The organism is Polynucleobacter paludilacus (genome assembly GCF_018687595.1).
Taxonomy (GTDB): Bacteria; Pseudomonadota; Gammaproteobacteria; order Burkholderiales; family Burkholderiaceae; genus Polynucleobacter; species Polynucleobacter paludilacus.
Genome location: NZ_CP061298.1, coordinates 618,838 through 636,775 on the forward strand (window position 1 = coordinate 618,838; position 17,938 = coordinate 636,775).

Annotated in this window: 16 protein-coding genes; 11 read left to right on the top strand and 5 right to left on the bottom strand. The window is 47.4% G+C overall.

Features of this window, described 5'->3' with window-relative positions:
• Positions 1-72 precede the first annotated feature (72 nt).
• From AOC06_RS03360 to AOC06_RS03395, 8 genes are all read left to right on the top strand, one after another.
• Positions 73-1,116, top strand: coding sequence for a fumarylacetoacetate hydrolase family protein (locus AOC06_RS03360; RefSeq protein WP_255880028.1), 1,044 nt, complete (start codon positions 73-75; stop codon positions 1,114-1,116).
• Positions 1,117-1,213: 97 nt separating this feature from the next.
• Entirely contained in the window at positions 1,214-1,999 is a 786-nt protein-coding gene (locus AOC06_RS03365) for a hypothetical protein (protein WP_215381236.1), read from the top strand.
• Positions 2,000-2,001: 2 nt separating this feature from the next.
• Complete coding sequence (locus AOC06_RS03370) at positions 2,002-2,274, top strand: SemiSWEET transporter (protein ID WP_215279018.1); 273 nt, start codon at positions 2,002-2,004, stop codon at positions 2,272-2,274.
• Positions 2,275-2,327: 53 nt separating this feature from the next.
• On the top strand, positions 2,328-2,486 hold the full coding sequence (locus tag AOC06_RS03375) for a DUF5993 family protein (protein ID WP_215272298.1): 159 nt from the start codon (positions 2,328-2,330) through the stop codon (positions 2,484-2,486).
• The gene (locus AOC06_RS03380; protein WP_215279019.1) at positions 2,483-3,046 is read left to right on the top strand and encodes a disulfide bond formation protein B; all 564 of its coding nucleotides are present in this window, start codon (positions 2,483-2,485) and stop codon (positions 3,044-3,046) included. Before AOC06_RS03375 ends, AOC06_RS03380 begins: the two co-directional genes overlap by 4 nt.
• 118 nt (positions 3,047-3,164) lie before the next feature.
• Positions 3,165-4,037 (top strand): Bug family tripartite tricarboxylate transporter substrate binding protein, encoded by an 873-nt coding sequence (locus tag AOC06_RS03385; RefSeq protein WP_255880029.1) that lies wholly within the window; start codon positions 3,165-3,167, stop codon positions 4,035-4,037.
• A 136-nt stretch (positions 4,038-4,173) separates the two neighbouring features.
• Entirely contained in the window at positions 4,174-4,608 is a 435-nt protein-coding gene (locus AOC06_RS03390) for a hypothetical protein (protein ID WP_215381239.1), read from the top strand.
• 39 nt (positions 4,609-4,647) lie between these two features.
• The gene (locus AOC06_RS03395; RefSeq protein WP_215381241.1) at positions 4,648-5,076 is read left to right on the top strand and encodes a glycine zipper family protein; all 429 of its coding nucleotides are present in this window, start codon (positions 4,648-4,650) and stop codon (positions 5,074-5,076) included.
• A gap of 20 nt (positions 5,077-5,096) precedes the next feature.
• On the opposite strand, the gene AOC06_RS03400 is transcribed toward AOC06_RS03395, so the two are convergent.
• From AOC06_RS03400 to trxA, 5 genes are all read right to left on the bottom strand, one after another.
• The gene (locus AOC06_RS03400) at positions 5,097-6,488 is read right to left on the bottom strand and encodes an MATE family efflux transporter (RefSeq protein WP_215381243.1); all 1,392 of its coding nucleotides are present in this window, start codon (positions 6,486-6,488) and stop codon (positions 5,097-5,099) included.
• A gap of 3 nt (positions 6,489-6,491) precedes the next feature.
• The gene (locus AOC06_RS03405) at positions 6,492-8,210 is read right to left on the bottom strand and encodes an ArnT family glycosyltransferase (protein ID WP_215381246.1); all 1,719 of its coding nucleotides are present in this window, start codon (positions 8,208-8,210) and stop codon (positions 6,492-6,494) included.
• Positions 8,211-8,308: 98 nt separating this feature from the next.
• On the bottom strand, positions 8,309-8,668 hold the full coding sequence (locus AOC06_RS03410; RefSeq protein WP_215352818.1) for a type B 50S ribosomal protein L31: 360 nt from the start codon (positions 8,666-8,668) through the stop codon (positions 8,309-8,311).
• A gap of 155 nt (positions 8,669-8,823) precedes the next feature.
• Positions 8,824-10,086, bottom strand: coding sequence for a transcription termination factor Rho (gene rho, locus AOC06_RS03415; protein ID WP_112294740.1), 1,263 nt, complete (start codon positions 10,084-10,086; stop codon positions 8,824-8,826).
• 286 nt (positions 10,087-10,372) lie between these two features.
• Positions 10,373-10,699, bottom strand: a complete 327-nt coding sequence (gene trxA / locus AOC06_RS03420; RefSeq protein WP_215275892.1) for a thioredoxin TrxA — start codon at positions 10,697-10,699, stop codon at positions 10,373-10,375.
• A 120-nt stretch (positions 10,700-10,819) separates the two neighbouring features.
• Between trxA and AOC06_RS03425 the strand changes: the two genes are divergently transcribed.
• The 3 genes from AOC06_RS03425 (at position 10,820) to AOC06_RS03435 (ending at position 17,921) form a co-directional block, all read left to right on the top strand.
• The gene (locus tag AOC06_RS03425) at positions 10,820-13,789 is read left to right on the top strand and encodes a PD-(D/E)XK nuclease family protein (protein WP_215381248.1); all 2,970 of its coding nucleotides are present in this window, start codon (positions 10,820-10,822) and stop codon (positions 13,787-13,789) included.
• Positions 13,783-17,346 (top strand): UvrD-helicase domain-containing protein, encoded by a 3,564-nt coding sequence (locus AOC06_RS03430; protein ID WP_215381781.1) that lies wholly within the window; start codon positions 13,783-13,785, stop codon positions 17,344-17,346. Before AOC06_RS03425 ends, AOC06_RS03430 begins: the two co-directional genes overlap by 7 nt.
• Positions 17,347-17,417: 71 nt before the next feature.
• Positions 17,418-17,921: a DUF1993 domain-containing protein gene (locus AOC06_RS03435; RefSeq protein ID WP_215343537.1), complete on the top strand. Its 504-nt coding sequence runs from the start codon at positions 17,418-17,420 to the stop codon at positions 17,919-17,921.
• Positions 17,922-17,938: the final 17 nt, after the last annotated feature.

The window sequence follows — 17,938 nt, forward strand, 5'->3', positions numbered from 1 at the left end:
TTCCTCTAGTGTGCGGTAAGATATTTGCAGATGTATCGCAGCAAATAATAAAAATACATTACAGGAGATAGTATGAGTTCACGTCGTCAATTTATGAAGACGGTTTCTGCATCGGGTGCAGGAATCGTAGCGGCTTCTACAATGGGTTTAATGCAAGAAGCCTCAGCACATCCAACTTCCCAGTGGGGCGGAGAGATCTATAACGGACCCCACGAAATGGTGAAGAATTGCAAGATTCTCACCATGATGAATGCCGATGGTACTGAGAGTATGGGTGTCGTTACGCCCAAGGGCATCATCGATGTGCGTGCGGTTGCTAAGAAACTCAAGATTGCAGCCCCCATTACCCTCGATCAATTATTACAAGAAGGGAATGCCGCTGGCTTTAATAAAGTGGTCGCGGGCGCAGATAAGTCTGGCGTCCCTTATTTAGATGAATCCAAGATTACTTATGGCAGACTGTTTGTTAATCCCGGCAAGATCGTTTGCGTAGGGTTGAATTATCGAACCCACGCCGACGAAGTTGGTATGGCGCATCCTCGTGTGCCACCACTCTTTAATAAATACAACAATAGCCTGACCTCACACAATTGCATCCTCAGAATTCCGCCACCAGAAGTCTCTTATAAGCTCGACTACGAGACAGAGCTCTTGATCGTGGTTGGTAAGCGCATGCGCAATGTTCCTGAAGCGGAGACGCTCAATTACGTTGCTGGTTATTGCACTTCGAATGATTTCTCTTCACGCGATCTGCAACTAGAAACCCCCAGTGTTCAATGGATGATTGGTAAGACCTTAGATCAATATGCGCCGATTGGACCTTATTTTGTGAGTGCTGACCGGGTAGGGGATCCTAATAAGCTGCAAGTGCAAACTTATGTGAATGGTCAGATTCGTCAAAACTCGAATACCTCTGACTTTATTCACAATACCCAAAAGATGTTGTCCTATATCAGCACCTATTGGGCGCTGGAGCCAGGTGATATTGTCTTCACAGGCACCCCTCAGGGTGTGATCTTGGGCTATCCAAAAGATAAACAAGTGTGGCTCAAGAAGGGCGACGTGGTAGTCAGCGTCGTCGAGAAACTGGGTGAATTGAAGTTCACCTTGGGCTAACTCATCAGCCCTCTAGAAAAGCCACCTTAGGGTGGCTTTTTTATTGCGTCTGGGCTGCTTAAACACACAAATCGATTCATTGCTAAACTCTCGCATCATGATGAAATTTAGCCGTTTTCTTCCTCAATGTGTAGTTTGCTTGATGGCTTTGCTGCCATTAGTCAGCTATGCCGTATTACAAGATGAGATTCAGGTCTATGACGATGAGATTAATGCCAAGGGCGAGCAAAGTCTCGAGCTACATGTCAACAATACCCCCAATGGTTTAGTAACGCAGAGTTACCCAGGTGAGGTAATGAATAATCACAATACTCGCATTACTCCTGAATATGCTTATGGCTTAGGCCATGATTTAGAGGCAGGCTTTTATATCAACTCTGTCGTGAGTGGCGGTACATGGAACTATGCTGGCTCCAAAGTCAGAATGAAATACCTGCCCATCATGGAAGACAAAGGCTATCCCTTTTTTGCTGGCGTTAACGTAGAGCTCTCGAATACTCTGCCGCAGTATGAACAGTCGCGCTATAACGGTGAAGCCCGTTTCATCTTAGGTAAGCATGTCGATAAATGGCTATTTGTGATTAACCCGATATTTGATCAACAGCTCTCACAGCCTTATGTTCATCAAGCGCCCGACTTCAATACAGCGATTCGGGTCTCGCGAGAGGTGGCGCCGGATTGGGCGGTGGGTACCGAGTTTTATTCCAATTACAACCAAATTGGTAGCGGTCCAATTGCTAATCCCAATACCCAGCAGTTAGTATTTCTCAAAGTCTATTGTGATGCTGGACCTTTACCTTTTCAGGCGGGGGTTGGTAGAGGCTTTACCAACAGTAGCGATACTTGGACTGTTATGACGATTCTGTCGATTCCACTGCCATAAACATGCAATTAGCAGCCTACCAAATAGAATGGATTGGCTACTTAGCTGCTTTTTTAACCACCTGTGCCTTTATTCCACAAGCGGTTCAGTCCTGGAGGACGCGCGACCTTTCTGGGATTTCTTTGGGGATGTATTCCTTATTTACCCTGGGAGTGGGGCTTTGGCTCGTTTATGGTCTGATTATTGAGAAGTGGCCCTTGATTCTGGCTAATGCGATTACATTAGTCTTGGCGCTCAGTATTTTGGTTTTAAAGCTAGGTTATTTGCGTAAATGAGCCCAAAAAGCGCATTTCACAATCCCGTCAATTATCTGCGCTAGAATAATCTCATGTATATGTTTCTGCCATTTCTCACAGCTTTCTTGGGCCTGCTACTGGCCTGGTTTGAGAAACGTTTTGCTGCTTTGATTTTCCTGGCAATTACCGTCCTCATACTCATGTACTGGTTCCACTATCACGCAACTGACGCTCTGAATATTAGCCTGTGAGTAAATCGAACTTACCTTCGCTCTCTTTATTAGGCAATCAGCTTTCGCTGCTGGCGATCGTTGGCATTCTGTCTTATGCCTTTGTAGACCAGCTCTACTTTGGTGAATTGCCTTGCCCACTCTGTCTGATGCAGCGTATGGGCTTTGTGTTGATGGGATTTGCAATTGTGCTGAATCTGCGCTTTGGTGCGCATTCCTCTCATTACGGTTGGGCCATCTTTAGCGGCTTAGTTGGCATGATGATTTCATTGCGCCAAATTTTCTTACACATTGCGCCAGGTGACCCTGGTTATGGCAGTCCTTTCCTGGGCCTGCATTTTTACACCTGGGCTTTCGTTGGTGCCTTAGGCTTATTAGGTGGGCAAGCTATTTTGCTCATGTTGCCCAATGGAGAAGTGCGCTCCCGTTCATGGTTTAGCAATCTCCTGGTTGCCCTCTTTATCCTGCTCGTTTTTGCTAATCTCACTTCCACTTTAGCTGAGTGCGGTTTTGGTCCTTGCGCAGATAATCCAGTCAACTATGACGGTTTGACTTTGCTGCGTTTCCGCTTCGGTTTCTAAATCCCCGATGCATTACCTGATCAGGGCTTTCAAAAGCCTGTGTATCCTTTTCTGTTTTTCGTTTCTGATTACCAACGCACACGCGGCAAGTTGGCCTAAAAATCCCATCCGCATCATAGTGACCTTCACCCCAGGTGGCGCGCCCGATATCTTGGCAAGGGTGCTGGCGCAAAGTTGGCAAAAATCCTTAGATGTCCCAGTGTTGGTTGAGAACAAGCCGGGCTATGGCGGTAATATCGGCGCAGAGTTGGTCGCTAAAAGCGAGGCTGATGGCTATACCTTGCTGATTGGTACGGTGGGCATTCATGCGATTAATGGCGCTCTATACGAGAAGATGGCTTTTGATCCCATTAAAGACTTCACGCCGATTAGTTTTCTGGCCAGCACTCCAAATGTGTTGATTGTGAATAAACGGCTTGGCATCACTAATCTGCACCAACTGATTGAGTACGCCAAAGCCAATCCCAATCAACTCACTTATGGTTCTTCAGGAACCGGTACTTCATTGCATATGTCCGGAGAGCTCTTGCAAGAGATGGCAGGTATACAGATTCGACATATCCCATACAAGGGTAGAGCGCAATCCTTGCCTGATTTAGTCAGCGGCAGAATATCGCTGCTCTTTGATAATTTGTCCTCTTCTTTGCCCTTAATCCAATCGGGGGATGTTGTAGCTCTGGGCGTCACTACCTTAAAGCGCTCGCCCGCCGCACCTGAAATTCCCACGCTAGCTGAACAGGGCTTGCCAGGTTTTGAGGCAACTTCTTGGTTTTGCCTCATGGCCCCAGCCAATCTTCCACCAGCTTTAGTAAAGCGCCTTAATACTCTGACGCGCAATACCCTAAATCAACCTGAAGTCAGGCAAAAGCTCCTTGCGAGCGCATTAGAGCCTGCGCCGAGCAGCCCCCAAGATTTAACAAAATTGATTCAGTCCGAGTCGGCTAAATGGGGAAGGCTGGTGCAAAAGGCGGGCCTTAAATCAGAGCCCTAAGGACCTACAAAATAATTCCAAAAAGACCTTTTTTCTTGTCAGCTTGAATGGATTTGAGGCGTTAATAGGGTAAGGGCTTAAAAAGCCCAGGGGTAGTAAGATAATGATACAGAGACCAAAAAATAAGGGGTCCATCATGAAACAGATTCAACCATTTCTTGCGCTAGGCGCATCCATCGCTTTGCTTGTTATATCTCCGCTATCCCTTGCTCATGGCGGTTCTTATGTGGGCTGGAATGTCTCAGTCGGCAGTGGCTATCGTCCGGCAGCCTATGGCCCCGGTTGGGGTGGATGGGGTCCAGGTTGGCGAGGTAATTGGGCATATGGCGGACCGTATTATGGCTACCCATATGGTGGCTACTATGGGCCACCAGTAGTCTATGCTCCGCCTGCAGTAGCTTATGCTCAGCCTGCTGAACCGATGGTGCTCGCAGCTCAACCTCAGCCTCCGGTTTGGTATTTCTGCCCAAGTAGTGGCAAGTATTTTCCTTACGCACAAGAGTGTGCAACGGGTTGGCAGACTCATCCCGCAATGCCACCCACTGGCAAAGTGACTACACAGCAAAACTAAATAGCAAACCCATTCAGCATATTGTTAGAAAGATTTAGCATGAAACGCATTATCTTATCGCTTGCGATGACGAGCATTTTGGCTGCATGTACTTCAGCGCCTACCGGGCCAACCGTAGCAATCATGCCCCGCGAGGGCAAGCCATTTGAAGTATTTCAGGCTGAAGATCAGCAGTGTCGTCTGTATGCCACCAATTCTGTAAAGGATACTTCAGACGCTGCCCTTAAAGAGGGTGTGACTAGTGCGGCTGTCGGCGCAGCTTTGGGTGCTGCGGCGGGTCTGGTGATCGGCGGCGGAAGTCATACTAACGTTGGAACTGGTGCTGGTGTCGGCATGCTCGGCGGCGCTGGTCTAGGTGCGATGAACGCCTCGGGTAAACAGAACCAAGCCCAAGAGCAATACAACATTGCTTATCAACAGTGCATGTACGCTAAGGGCAATCAAGTGCCTAGCTATAAATCACACTAATTGAGTTTCAAACCTCAGCACTAGACTTCAAGCTGCGGATGCGTTCTTTCATAGCGCGCTGCCGTTTTTCTGAAGAGGTAGAGCAAGAGACAGGCAGCTAAGCCCAGGCTCATGCTATTAGCGGCCCAAAAGCCATTCGCACCCTGTAAGAAGTAGGGGATGTTGCCGAAGATATTAAAGCCCATCATGTAACCGCCACCCAAGCCGACTCCCCATAGTGAGCCTGCATAAATCAGCATGGGCCAGAAAGCAATCCGGTAAGCACGCAGGATAAATGCAGCAGTCACCTGCAAAGCATCAAACATTTGATAGAAAGCAATAAATAAAAAGAGTGGGATGGAGAAAACCTTCACTGCTTCAGGAGGGTTATATAAGTCTAGTAACTCAAGCTGGAAAGCCCATACCGCAATACCAATCGTGATGCATAGGGTGCTGGTAAAAAAGACCGATGACCAACCAATCTCCTCGGCACGTTCTGGTCGATTGGCGCCGATTGATTGAGATACCAGAGTCATGGTCGCAATCGAGAGCGAGAGGGGAACCATATACATCACGGTACCCATATTGGCGATGATTTGGTGACCTGCCAATGCGGTGGTTCCAAGACGCGCAATAAACAATGACATAAAAGTAAATGAAGTTACCTCAATGAGGTAGCTAAAACCAATTGGGGCACCTAATTTAAGTAGGGTCCAGATGCGGTGAAGGTCAGGCTTGCTAAAGCGACTAAAGATTGCAAAGGGGCGATAAAAGCGATTGAACAGAACATAGCTCAAGGTCAGTAGTACCCAAAACCAATTGACGATTACAGTCGCAATCGCACAACCTGGGCCACCCATCGCAGCAATGCCTAAGCCACCGTAGATAAAGAGGAGGTTCAGGGGAAGCTTCAGTCCCAAGCCAATAATCTGAATGACGGTAATCACGGCCGGCCTGGAGATGGCATTATGCAAAGCCATCAAGACTCGCATGCCCATGCTGGCCGGTAAACCCAGCGCCAGAATACTGAGATAGAGGCGGGCTTTATCTTCAATCTCAGGGTTAATATGCGAAATGCTCAAGAGGGCATCAGCATGAGTCAGAATGAGGCAGCCCACAATCGATAAGACGATTGCAAGCCAGGTCGCCTGTCTTACTTCCTCACCAATTTCACTGAATCGTTTAGCGCCAAAGAGTTGTCCTGCAATAGGGGCCAAGGCAGATACAACCCCAGTCAGACCAACATAGATGCTGATAAAAATGGCTGAGGCCATGGCTAAGGCAGCAAGGTCAGCAGCAGAGTAGCGCGCTGTCATTGCAGTATCTAAGACACCAAAGGCAATGACTGCCAACTGTCCCAGCAAAATGGGGCCAGCAAGTTTGAGTAGGGCGGGGATATCCTCGCGTAAACGCGATAACTTAAAGTGAATCACGGATTATTTCGGGCTAACTTCGTAAAGGCGCAGACGCTCGTCGCGGTCAGCAGCACGACGATCTTCCCAAATTAAGATTAATTTCTTGTCATTCAGGTTAGCAAAAGCCTGGGCCTCGGATTGGCTGTGGGTCAGCATCCAAGGGCAATTGGGATCATCACGTAAATTGAGTTTTGTGAAGTAATCAAATGAAGCCAGTTGTGAGAGACCGAGGCTACTGGTATTGACGCAACCAGAATGCAATGAAACCACTTGAGAAAGGCGCGCAGCTACATAGCGATAGGTTTTAGCGTAATCAATCGTGGGCAACCACAAGGTCATCAACAAAACCCACATCAAAGTCGTGCCAGAAGCCGAGATGATGAGGCAGCGCCAAATTTCCTTGGGAGCGCGTGAAGTTCTCCAGCGCACAATCGCCAGCCAAAGACCCGTAATCACAACCGCAATCACAAAGGCCAGCCAATTCAATTGAGCCTGAAAGCCGGGCAATAAGCGCGCGAAATTGGCAGCAGTGCTCTCTGGGTAGCCAGTCACCTTAGCAAACCAAATTACCCAAACCGCAATCGCAATCACTGTGAAACTCAGCATCGCAAACCAATCAATAAAACTGATTAAGTTGCGCTTGAGAATCGGCAGGCTAAAGGCAGCAATGATTGCAAGACTCGGAGTCAGAATCATCAAGTCGTGCTCATTGGCTTCAACTCGAAATAAGACATAAATGAGAGAGCCGATAAACAAACTCAGTGGAATGGCCAGATGGGGTGCACGCCAAGCGCCTGCTGATTTATTGCTACCCCAATGCGCAAGAGAGATTGCAGCTAGAGGCCACAATGGCCACGCATAGACCCAAAAGTTCACACTCAAAAAACCAATTGAGTCGAGAGAGACAGTCGAGCGCATCACTGGCATATTGCGCCAACCGACTTCAGCGACATGGCGCAGCTCTGGTGAGAGATCAAACCCATACCAAAGGGCGGGCCAAATCGCAAACCCAATGAGTCCCATTACAGTACTGGTGAGGGTCCAGCGCAAACGCAACTTGGCATTGCTAGCTGAAACAGCAATGATGGTGGAGCTGACCATGATGAGGCTGAGGGTTAAATTGCTCGACAAAATCACAATCATTAAGCCTAGGCCAGTCCACAAACCTCCTTGCCATGGTTTATCGAGACCGCGCACAGTACCGTAGAGGACTAGGCCAATACCCATCAGTTGCGCCATCATCGGCGTGGTTTCATGAGCGTTCTGCGCTAGACCAATACAGGCTAAGAAGATAAGTAATGCACCATCAGCCAAGGTCATGCCATAGCTCTTGCGATCGGGTTGACCACCAACTGCTAAAGCCATCGGTTGTACTTCGGGGCGACGACCTAAAAGATAAGTGGCATACCAAATGGCAACTGCAGTTGCAAAGAAGCAAATCGCTGAATACAGACGGGCGGCATTAGCAGCGCCAATCCAAGGGCCAAAAAGATGAATGAGTGTGCCGCCTAACCAATACGGAAAAGGTGCACCCAGTGAAAGCTCACGGCCAGCTAAGTGGGGAACAATCCAGTCGAGCGTATTGCCCCTGAATAAGGTCCACATTCCACCAAAGCCAATGGCATCTTCGTTCTTCCAAGGGTCCCGAAAGAATAGACCAGCAAAACCATAGACCAAGGTCAGCGCAAAAATCACGATGCGCGGAATGGAGCGGGTGGCGGCGGCGGTAAGTTTAACCATGCGTTAGTGGATAGAGGTGCGCTAAATACACAAAAAGCAAATAAAAAAGGCAGCAAACGCTGCCTTGATTATCTCGCAAGTATTGAGTACTTGAAGAATTAAGCCTTCTTAGCAGCTGGCTTCTTCGCTGGCTTTTCAGCAGCTTTGGCTTCTGCAGCAGCCGCTTTCTTCTCAGCAGTCTTTGCGGCGCCATCACCAGATGCTTTAGCAACGGCTTTGGTACCAAACTTCTGACGGAATTTCTCAACACGACCTGCGGTATCCATGATTTTCTGGGTGCCGGTGTAGAAAGGATGTGATTCAGAGGAAATCTCGATCTTGGCCAAAGGATATTCCTTGCCATCTTCCCACTTGATTGTCTCTTTAGTAGACATAGTGGAGCGAGTCTTAAAACTGAAATTGTTTGAAACGTCAACGAAGACGATTTCACGATATTCTGGGTGGATGCCTGGTTTCATAATGATTCCTATTAGCGGGTAGCCGTTTGAGTTAAACAACCCAAATACTTGCCCAAGTTAAAAGCGCTTCTGACAGCAGTAAAGGCGAAATTATGCCATGAAATCAATCAGAAAGCGCTGTTCCTGAGGTGGAAAAAGGGTAAAACAAGCCCTTTTTAGCCACCACGACGCATTAAATCAAAGAATTCACCGTTGTTTTTAGTCGATTTGAGCTTATCTACGATGAAGTTCATCGCCTCAATATCGTCCATATCGGCCAACAATTTACGCAATACCCAGATCTTCTGGAGGTTCTCGGCCTTCACCAAGAGCTCTTCACGACGGGTGCCAGACTTATTCAGATTGATCGCTGGGTAAACCCGGCGCTCAGCCAAACGACGCTCAAGGTGGACTTCCATATTGCCAGTACCTTTGAACTCTTCGTAGATCAAGTCATCCATTCGGCTGCCAGTTTCAATCAGGGCAGTAGCGATGATGGTGAGTGAGCCGCCTTCTTCAATATTGCGAGCCGCACCAAAGAAACGTTTTGGACGTTGCAAAGCATTGGCATCCACACCACCGGAGAGTACCTTACCTGAGGAGGGCACGACGGTGTTGTAAGCGCGCGCTAAACGGGTAATCGAATCGAGCAAGATGATCACATCTTTGCCCATCTCTACCAGACGCTTGGCTTTTTCAATCACCATCTCGGCAACTTGAACGTGGCGCACTGCAGGCTCATCAAAAGTAGAGGCGACAACTTCACCGCGCACGGAGCGCTGCATTTCGGTCACTTCTTCAGGACGCTCATCAACGAGCAAGACGATCAAGATCGCATCAGGGTTATTAGCAGAGATCGCATGCGCAATGTGCTGCATCATCACGGTCTTACCAGACTTGGGCGAAGCGACCAAGAGGCCGCGCTGTCCATAACCGATGGGCGAGATCATATCGATGATGCGGCCAGTAAGGTTTTCTTCTGCCTTGATATCGCGCTCTAAAGAGATCACACGGTTGGGGTGGAGTGGTGTGAGGTTCTCGAACATGATGCGGTTCTTCAGAGCCTCTGGCGCTAAGCCATTGATCTTATCGACCTTCACTAAAGCAAAGTAACGCTCACCATCTTTGGGGGTGCGCACTTCGCCTTCAACGCTGTCACCAGTGTGCAAGTTAAAGCGGCGGATCTGCGCAGGCGAGATATAGATATCGTCCGGAGAAGCCATATAGGAGGCTTCTGGAGAGCGCAAGAAACCAAAGCCATCAGGCAATACCTCTAAGGTGCCATCACCAAAGACAGTCTCGCCAGACTTCGCGCGTTTCTTGAGAATGGCAAACATCAACTCTTGTTTACGCATCCGTTGGGTATTTTCAATCTCCAGGCTAGCTGCCATTTCAAGCAGGGCGGATACGTGGAGGACTTTAAGTTCAGTTAATTGCATAGCGTTCTTCGGGGGTGATAAATGGGGTATTGATAAAAGGAAAGGATTTGGCTTGGGTTTTGTCTAGATGAGATCTGACAAGAGCTTGTTACCAGAAAACCAATTTGGGGGATGTGTACTAGAAAGAGATCAAGAAAAGTGGGGGAGGTGAATCAGAAAATCGAAGCACAGATGAGTGCTGGATTTGTACTATGGAGGAATACTACACCAAAACAGACCTAAAAACACAAAAAGGGTAAAACACCACCATCACAGGCTCAGTCAGAGAGCCTGTGACCCGGGATGATTAGATATTGCTGTCAATAAAGGCGGATAACTGGGATTTAGCCAGGGCGCCTACTTTTTGAGCAGCAACTGTACCGTTTTTAAACAAAATGAGGGTAGGAATGCCGCGGATATTAAATTGGGCTGGAACACCTTGGTTCTCATCCACATTCATCTTGGCGATTTGCAATTTATCGCCGTATTCGGCTGAGAGCTCCTCAAGGATAGGGCCGATCATTTTGCAAGGACCGCACCATTCAGCCCAGAAGTCGAGCAATACAGGTTTATCGGACTTGAGGACGTCTTGCTCAAAAGAAGCGTCTGTTACGTATTTAATGCCGGCACTCATGAAAATTCCTTATCTAGACTTATTTAGTAATCGAGCTACACCGCTTATATTAGCAATAAGCCACACTTTTTGCCCAAAAAAACGATTTAGACCAAAACCTAGCCCCAAAACATCAGCCTAATGCCTCAACCCTTCCCAACCCTCAATGCTGAAAAACAGGTAAAAACTTGGGCCATCGAACCCAATGCCAAGGCATTGGAACAACTGGCAAACGGTATTTGGGAATACGCTATTAAAACCAAGCAGAGACCCTTGGTCGTCCTCAGTACCGCAGGACCACTCATCGGATTGAGAAAAGTCCTAGAGCAACAACGACCCAAAAACCTGAGCCCCCAGATTGCACTCTTGCCGCAAGTGATCAGCATGAGTGATTGGCTAGAGTCAGCACCAGGCGCATGGAAGTTTCCTAAGAAACCATCTGATCTGGAGCGCTGGCTCAGTGTCTACGCAACACTCAAAGAGCATGATGATTTACAAGTGTGGTTTAAAGCAGAAAGTGAAGCAGGGGCGTGGGGATTGGCGCAAGCCATTATTGATGCCTGCGACACTTTATCGAATGCCGTTGCACCGCAACTACAAAAACAGATTCAGGCACTACAAGATGCAGGGCAAAGTAAGTCAGAGCTTGGAGAGCAATGGATTGATCGGGTTAAGGATTTATTAGATAAAACAATCAATCAAGTCTATCCCGCCTTATCTCGTAAGATTATTGATCGTGAAGCAAAAGTGCTCTTAGCATTTTGGCGCTACCTGGCTAGTCCCAGTGATCCAGTATTCAGAAAACAACTTGCTATAGCAGCTCATCTTGAGGCTGCAAAGCAAAGCCATTTGGCTAGACCGTTGATTTGGGTTGAGACTGCGGACCCAACACCAGTCGATCAAGAATTGATTTCATCACTGTTGCAGAGCTACGCGAATTTCGCGCCAGTACTTGAAATTAAGATGGATTGGCGCAAGGTCGGTTTATGGGCAGAAGCCATTGGAGAAGAGGGTGGCCAAGCGCAAGCACTCGAAAATATTACCAATGCTCAATCAGCCCATTGGCGCTTGATTGCTGCTAAGCGCTTTGAGGAGCTCGCTTGGGTGGCTGCTAAAGTGATTGAACAACATTTGATTGATGGCAAAACCAAGATTGCACTGGTTGCGCAAGATCGCTTGGCTGCAAGACGCACTCGAGCACTTTTATCCAGGCTGGGCCCTGCATTAAATATTCGGGATGAGACGGGCTGGAAACTTTCTACTACTAGAGCTGCAGCTTCTTTAATGAGCTGGTTAGAGCTCATGAGGGCGCCAAAAGATGGGCCCAGTGCCAAAGTGCTACTTGAGTTTTTACAAAATCCGTTTGTGGATATTGAAAATCCCAACTGGTTAAATAAAGAAAAAGATACCTGTATTGGCTTGGTTGCCGAGCTTGAAGATATTTTGATTGCCAGTAAAGCAGAATCTGGATGGCAAACTTTTTATTTGGCCATTGAGGGCGCAAAAGAAAATGCGCAAAGATCTGGAAGCAGATTACCGAATCTTGCTTTATTGCAGCTATTGCAATTTTTAAGAGAGAAGCACTACGAGTGGTTAATGCTCAAGTTAGACTGTAAAAAAGCCTACGCCTTATTACAGAGCAATTTAGAAGCAACCGGAATGGTCAAGAATCTGGAAGCAGATTCTGCGGGTAAACAGCTATTAGAGACTCTCAAGTCCTTAGATCTCCAAAACACGCAGTATCAGCGCATCCCGATGTATTTCTCAGAATGGTTGAGTCTTCTCAAGACCATTTTGGAGGGCGCGAGTTATCAGGAGGAGGGTGGAGAGGCCCTCGCAACCCTGAGTATCTTGCCCTTGAGCTCAACGCGCTTAAGAGAATTTGATGCAGTAGTGATGGTTGGATGTGACGAGCAAAAGTTGCCTGCGTATTCAGAGCCGCCTTTGTTCTTCTCTGATGCACTCAATGCTTTACTTAAAACCTCCACCATTGCATTGCAATTTACACAGCAGGCACGAGATCTATCTGAGCTCTTGATGTCATGTACCCATGTTGACCTTCTGTGGCAAAGCAAGAGCCAGAAGGGAGAGCCACTGCGACCATCAGCTTGGATTCAGAGACTACAAAGTGCCATGAATTGGGAGCCAGTGGGCGCGCAATTACCAAAACGGGCATTTGATGCTCAGCCTATGCAGATGGCGGTTGCTCATTTTGAAGAAGATCTTCCAATCCCCCAATCGATGAGTCCCAGCGCATACAAAGCACTGCGAGATTGCCCTTATCGCTACTACGTCCGCAGCTTATTGGGTTTGCGCAAAGCAAAGGGCTTCGAGGAGGGATTTGACGCTTCATTAGCCGGTCAGACTTTGCATGCGTTACTGAAAAAGTTTTATCACGCTCTAAAAACCCAAGAACATACCAAGCCAGAATTGAAAATCGATTCTGAACTGCGTAGGGCTTGGATGTTGGAGCAATTAAATATCTACTCAGAGCGAGAATTCGCGCCTCTGATTGAGGGCGATGCCAGAATCACTGGCACTTTGAGAGATTGGCAAAAGCAAATCCCCAGTTTTGTTCAGTGGCAATTAGAGCGAGAGCAACAGGGCTGGCAATATCTTGATGGGGAAGTAAAGGTGGGCTTTGATTTGCCTTATCAAACCCCTGATGGAGAACTTGCCTCTATTCGCATTGAAGGTTTCGCTGACCGATTTGATGTTCAGGCTAATCATCAGCAGAGCGCGAGTGTGTTGGACTATAAACATCAGCGTTTTGAAAAGGTCAAACTGCGTGCCGAACATGTATTGGATGATCCACAGTTATTGATCTATGCACGTGCTGGTTATGAAAAGCAGGAAACCCATAGGATGGCAGGTCATCAGGTGGTGCAAGCAGAATGGGTCTCACTCAAAGCAGAGATTGGCAAAAACGATCAATACGCTGAACGTGCCAAAGCAGTCGCAGAGCTACCAGAGATGATGATTCAATTTAATACGCAGATTACTCAAGATGTTGAACAACTACGCGCTAAGAAGCCAATGCAGGCATTTGCTCCAGATGGGGTCTGTCAATACTGTGAAGCGCGTGGTATTTGCCGCAAGGGGATATGGTGAGTGATTTAGTGAATCAAAATCAAAGCCCCGCGCTGGATGCGGTGCCAAAGCTGCCTTACTCTGAAAAGCTAGCCTGCGATCCTCAACGTTCGGTCATTGTTTCAGCATGTGCCGGTAGTGGCAAAACCTGGTTATTGGTCGCACGGATGATTCGCTTGTTATTAGATGGCGTTAAGCCACAAGAAATCCTTGCGCTCACCTTCACACGCAAAGCTGCGCAAGAGATGCGCGATCGTTTATATGGGTTGCTGGAAGAGTTTTCCAAAGCAAGTCCCGAAGTCTTGCTAGGCGAGTTAAAGGCTCGCGGTATGGATGAGGCTCAAGCGAAAGCTTATTTGCCCAAAGCCAAAGCGCTTTATGCCCAAGTGTTAGCCAATCCACAGCCGATCGTGATCGATACTTTTCATGGATGGTTCGGCAGACTGCTGGGCGCGGCGCCGGTTTCTCTTGGGATTCAGCCAGGCTTCACACTGCGTGAAGATGCTAAGCGACTTCAAGAAGAATGCTTGCGAGATTGGTGGGGCGATCTGAAGCCAGAACACAAAGCGCATTACGACGTATTGCTCAAGCAATTGGGCGCTCATGAAGCCCAAAAACTCTTAATAGGTAAGGCCAGTCTCTTTAAGCAACGTGGTGCATGGACATTTTTTAGCAAGGATTGTGAGAGCAAGGGAATTACCCCAAGCAGTCGCTTAAAACAGTTATTGCCTAAACTCAATGTACCTAATCCATTGTTAGCCTTATGGGATGCACCAAATGCATTGGCTGATCTGGAATTCATGGCCAACTGTTTAAACAATAGCAGTACTAATGATCAAAAATTACTACCTCATCTTTTACCGGCCCTAGCCTGTAAGAAGCGAGGTGGCGGCGTTATGGAAGTCGTGAATACTTTCCAAAATGCTTTTTTAACCAAAGACCCAGTGAAATATCGTACTGGTAATGACTCTATTCTGGGTGCACTCAAGACCTATCTAGAGGATGCAGGGAAGGCCGACCGTATTCCAGACCATATTGCTTACAAGCAGGCTTGGGGTCATGCATTTGAGGATTATTTGCTATGGCAGTCAGAGCAAGACGTCTTTACGATCAATCAAGCTTGGTTTGCTCTCAATGAATCCATGATGGCTTATGCCGAAGCGCAAAAAGATAATATGCGTGTACGCGATTTTGATGATTTAGAAATCGATGTCAGTAAGCTCATGGCGGATTCAGGTAATGCGGCTTATTTACAGGTTCGCTTAGATGCTAAATACAAACAAATCCTAGTAGATGAGTTTCAAGATACCAATCCACTGCAGTGGCAGATTTTGCGATCATGGCTAGCAGGCTACAGCGTTGATGATGACAAACCCAAAGTCTTTATCGTGGGTGACCCCAAGCAATCCATTTATCGTTTTCGTCGTGCTGATCCAAGATTATTTGTGAGTGCTAAGGTCTTTCTTCATCAAGAATGGCAAGCAGCCTACATGGAGCAAGACAAGACTCGGCGTAATGCTGATCAAATTAATGAAGCCGTTAATGCCATATTCAAAAGCGATTTGTTACCACCGGCTTATCCTTACTCTCGCCAAGAGACGCTGTGGACTAGCCCAGAAGCAGATAGACCCTCAGAAGCCTATGCCCTAAAGGGCGAGGCATACCGCTTACCCTTAATACCTTATGCTGAGAAAAACGCAGAGCCCCGCGCGGGTAGTGCGTTCGATGATGCGATCATGGATCCAAGCGAGACAGTCGGTGTGATTCAGCGTTATCGTGAAGGCGAGATGGTCGGTTGTCTCATTCAAGATTTGCTGTCGACTCGCAAGGTCGCCGACAAGGATGGAAGTAGATTGATTTGGCGAGATGCTAGGGCAAGTGATTTCTTATTACTCGTTAAACGTCGACAATTCTTGCCTCAATATGAGCGGGCTTTGCGCGATGCAGGCCTGGCTTATGACAGTTCGCGTTTAGGCGGACTCTTAAATACCTTAGAGATCGATGACCTAATTGCTTTATTGACAGTCCTAGTTACACCCCGTCATGACTTGCCCTTAGCGCAAGTGCTACGAAGCCCCATCTTTGGTTTTACTGAACACCAAATGCAAAAGTTAGCAATGGCAATGGCGTCGATGCAATATCGCTCTTGGTGGGACGCCTTGCAAGATAGCCCTGATGCGCAATTGCAAAAAGCAGCGCGTTATCTTCAGCACTGGCATGTTTTGGGTGAGCGTTTGCCAGTTCATGATCTATTAGACCGCATTTATCAAGAGGGCGATTTGCGAATCAAATACGCTCGGGTCTGTAAAGAACTCAACCGACCTCAAGTACTCGCTAATCTGGATGCCTTCTTAGAAGTGGCTTTACAGCAGGATGGTGGTCAGTACCCCAGTCTGAGTCATTTCATTAATGAGATTAATACCAAGCGTCGCGGTGATGATGATGAGACCCCCGATGAAGGGGATGTAGACGCTGCCAGCGATGACAATTTGGCTGAGGTGGACACCGATAGCGAAATGTCAGAAGAAGATAAACACAAGCGTGTTCGTCTAATGACCATTCACGGTGCAAAAGGATTAGAAGCGCCATTTGTGATCATGCTGGATTCAAACAATACCGATGCTCACGTTGACTACAGCGGTGTTTTGATGGAGTGGGCACCAGAGGAGCAAAGTCCCTCCCATCTATCCTTGTTTACCTCTCAAACGCTGACTAGCCCTCGTACAGAAATCAATGATGCCGAAAAGCGCATTGGTGAGAACGAGAACTGGAACTTACTCTATGTCGCTATGACTCGCGCACGTCAGGGTTTGTGGATGAGCGGTGATGCGCAAAAACCAAGCAAAAATAATCCTTCTGGCCTTGACAACACTTCTTGGTATGGCAAGGCAGAAAGTGTAGGCCTGCCAATGTACCAATTACCAGAGAACATTCCCGCTCAACCATCCAACAAAGCGCCGAAAGAAGAGGCCAAGACAAGCAGCGTAGAAGATTTTGTTATCAACTGGAAACCAGCTATCGCTAGTGAAAAGCAATTACGACAAGATATTGAAGCTGGGCTAACCATTCAAGTATTCGCAGGTGAAAACGATCAAGTCAGTGGCCCTGACCCCGAGTTACTCGATGAAGGAACCCATTTTCATAAACTCCTCGAGTTCTTAACAGCCCAGACCGGTACAGAAATAAAACTCGAGATACCGAGTGATCTAGAGATCATGGCTTGGCTCGACACTGATCAAGCCATGGCGAAAAAACTGCATGCCCATGTCCAAGCCGTGCTCAATGCTAATGAACTTAAACCTTATCTGACAGAAAGTAAGTGGCTGCAGGCCTGGAATGAGCTCGACATTGTGAGTGAGGAAGGTAAGAGCTATCGTATGGACCGCTTAGTGGAGTTTGAGGATCACTTTGCCATCTTGGATTACAAGCTGAGCATTCCAGAAGCAGGTAGTGAGAAGTACAACAAATACCAAGCACAGTTGCAGAATTATCAAAAGGAGCTAGAGCGTATTCGGAAAGATAAGCCCAGCAAAGCCTATCTCATCTCAGCTACTGGCCAGATCACACAAGTGGCGTAATCAAGGCGTAGTCAATTCGGATTACACTCAAAAATCCAGTATTCATGTAACAACCACCAGGAGTAATACAAATGGCTTTATCAATGTACCAAGCATCAGTCCCTCAATTCAAGAAGATGTTGACTAATCTGTCGGCGATTCTCAAAAAAGCAGAAGAGCATGCTACTGCCCACAAGATTGATCCTAAAGTTTTCTTAGAGGCCAGACTCTATCCCAATATGTTTCCGCTCACCAAGCAGATCCAAATTGCTTGTGATCAGCCTAAGAATGGCTTTGCCCGTTTAGCCGGAATCGAGCCGCCCAAGTTTGAAGATAAAGAAGCAAGCTTTGCAGAGCTTTATGAGCGCATCGCCAAGACTATTGCATTCATTGACACCATCAAGCCAGAGCAAATCGATGGCAGCGAAGGTAAAGAGATCAAGTTCTCCATTCTCGAGTGGAACTTTGAGTTCGTTGGCGATCAATACCTCTTAACCTGGATCATCCCTAATTTCTACTTCCATATCACCACGGCATACAACATCCTGCGCCACAACGGAGTCGATATTGGTAAGAGCGATTACTTGGGGAGATAAGTAAGGCAGTAGTGGCT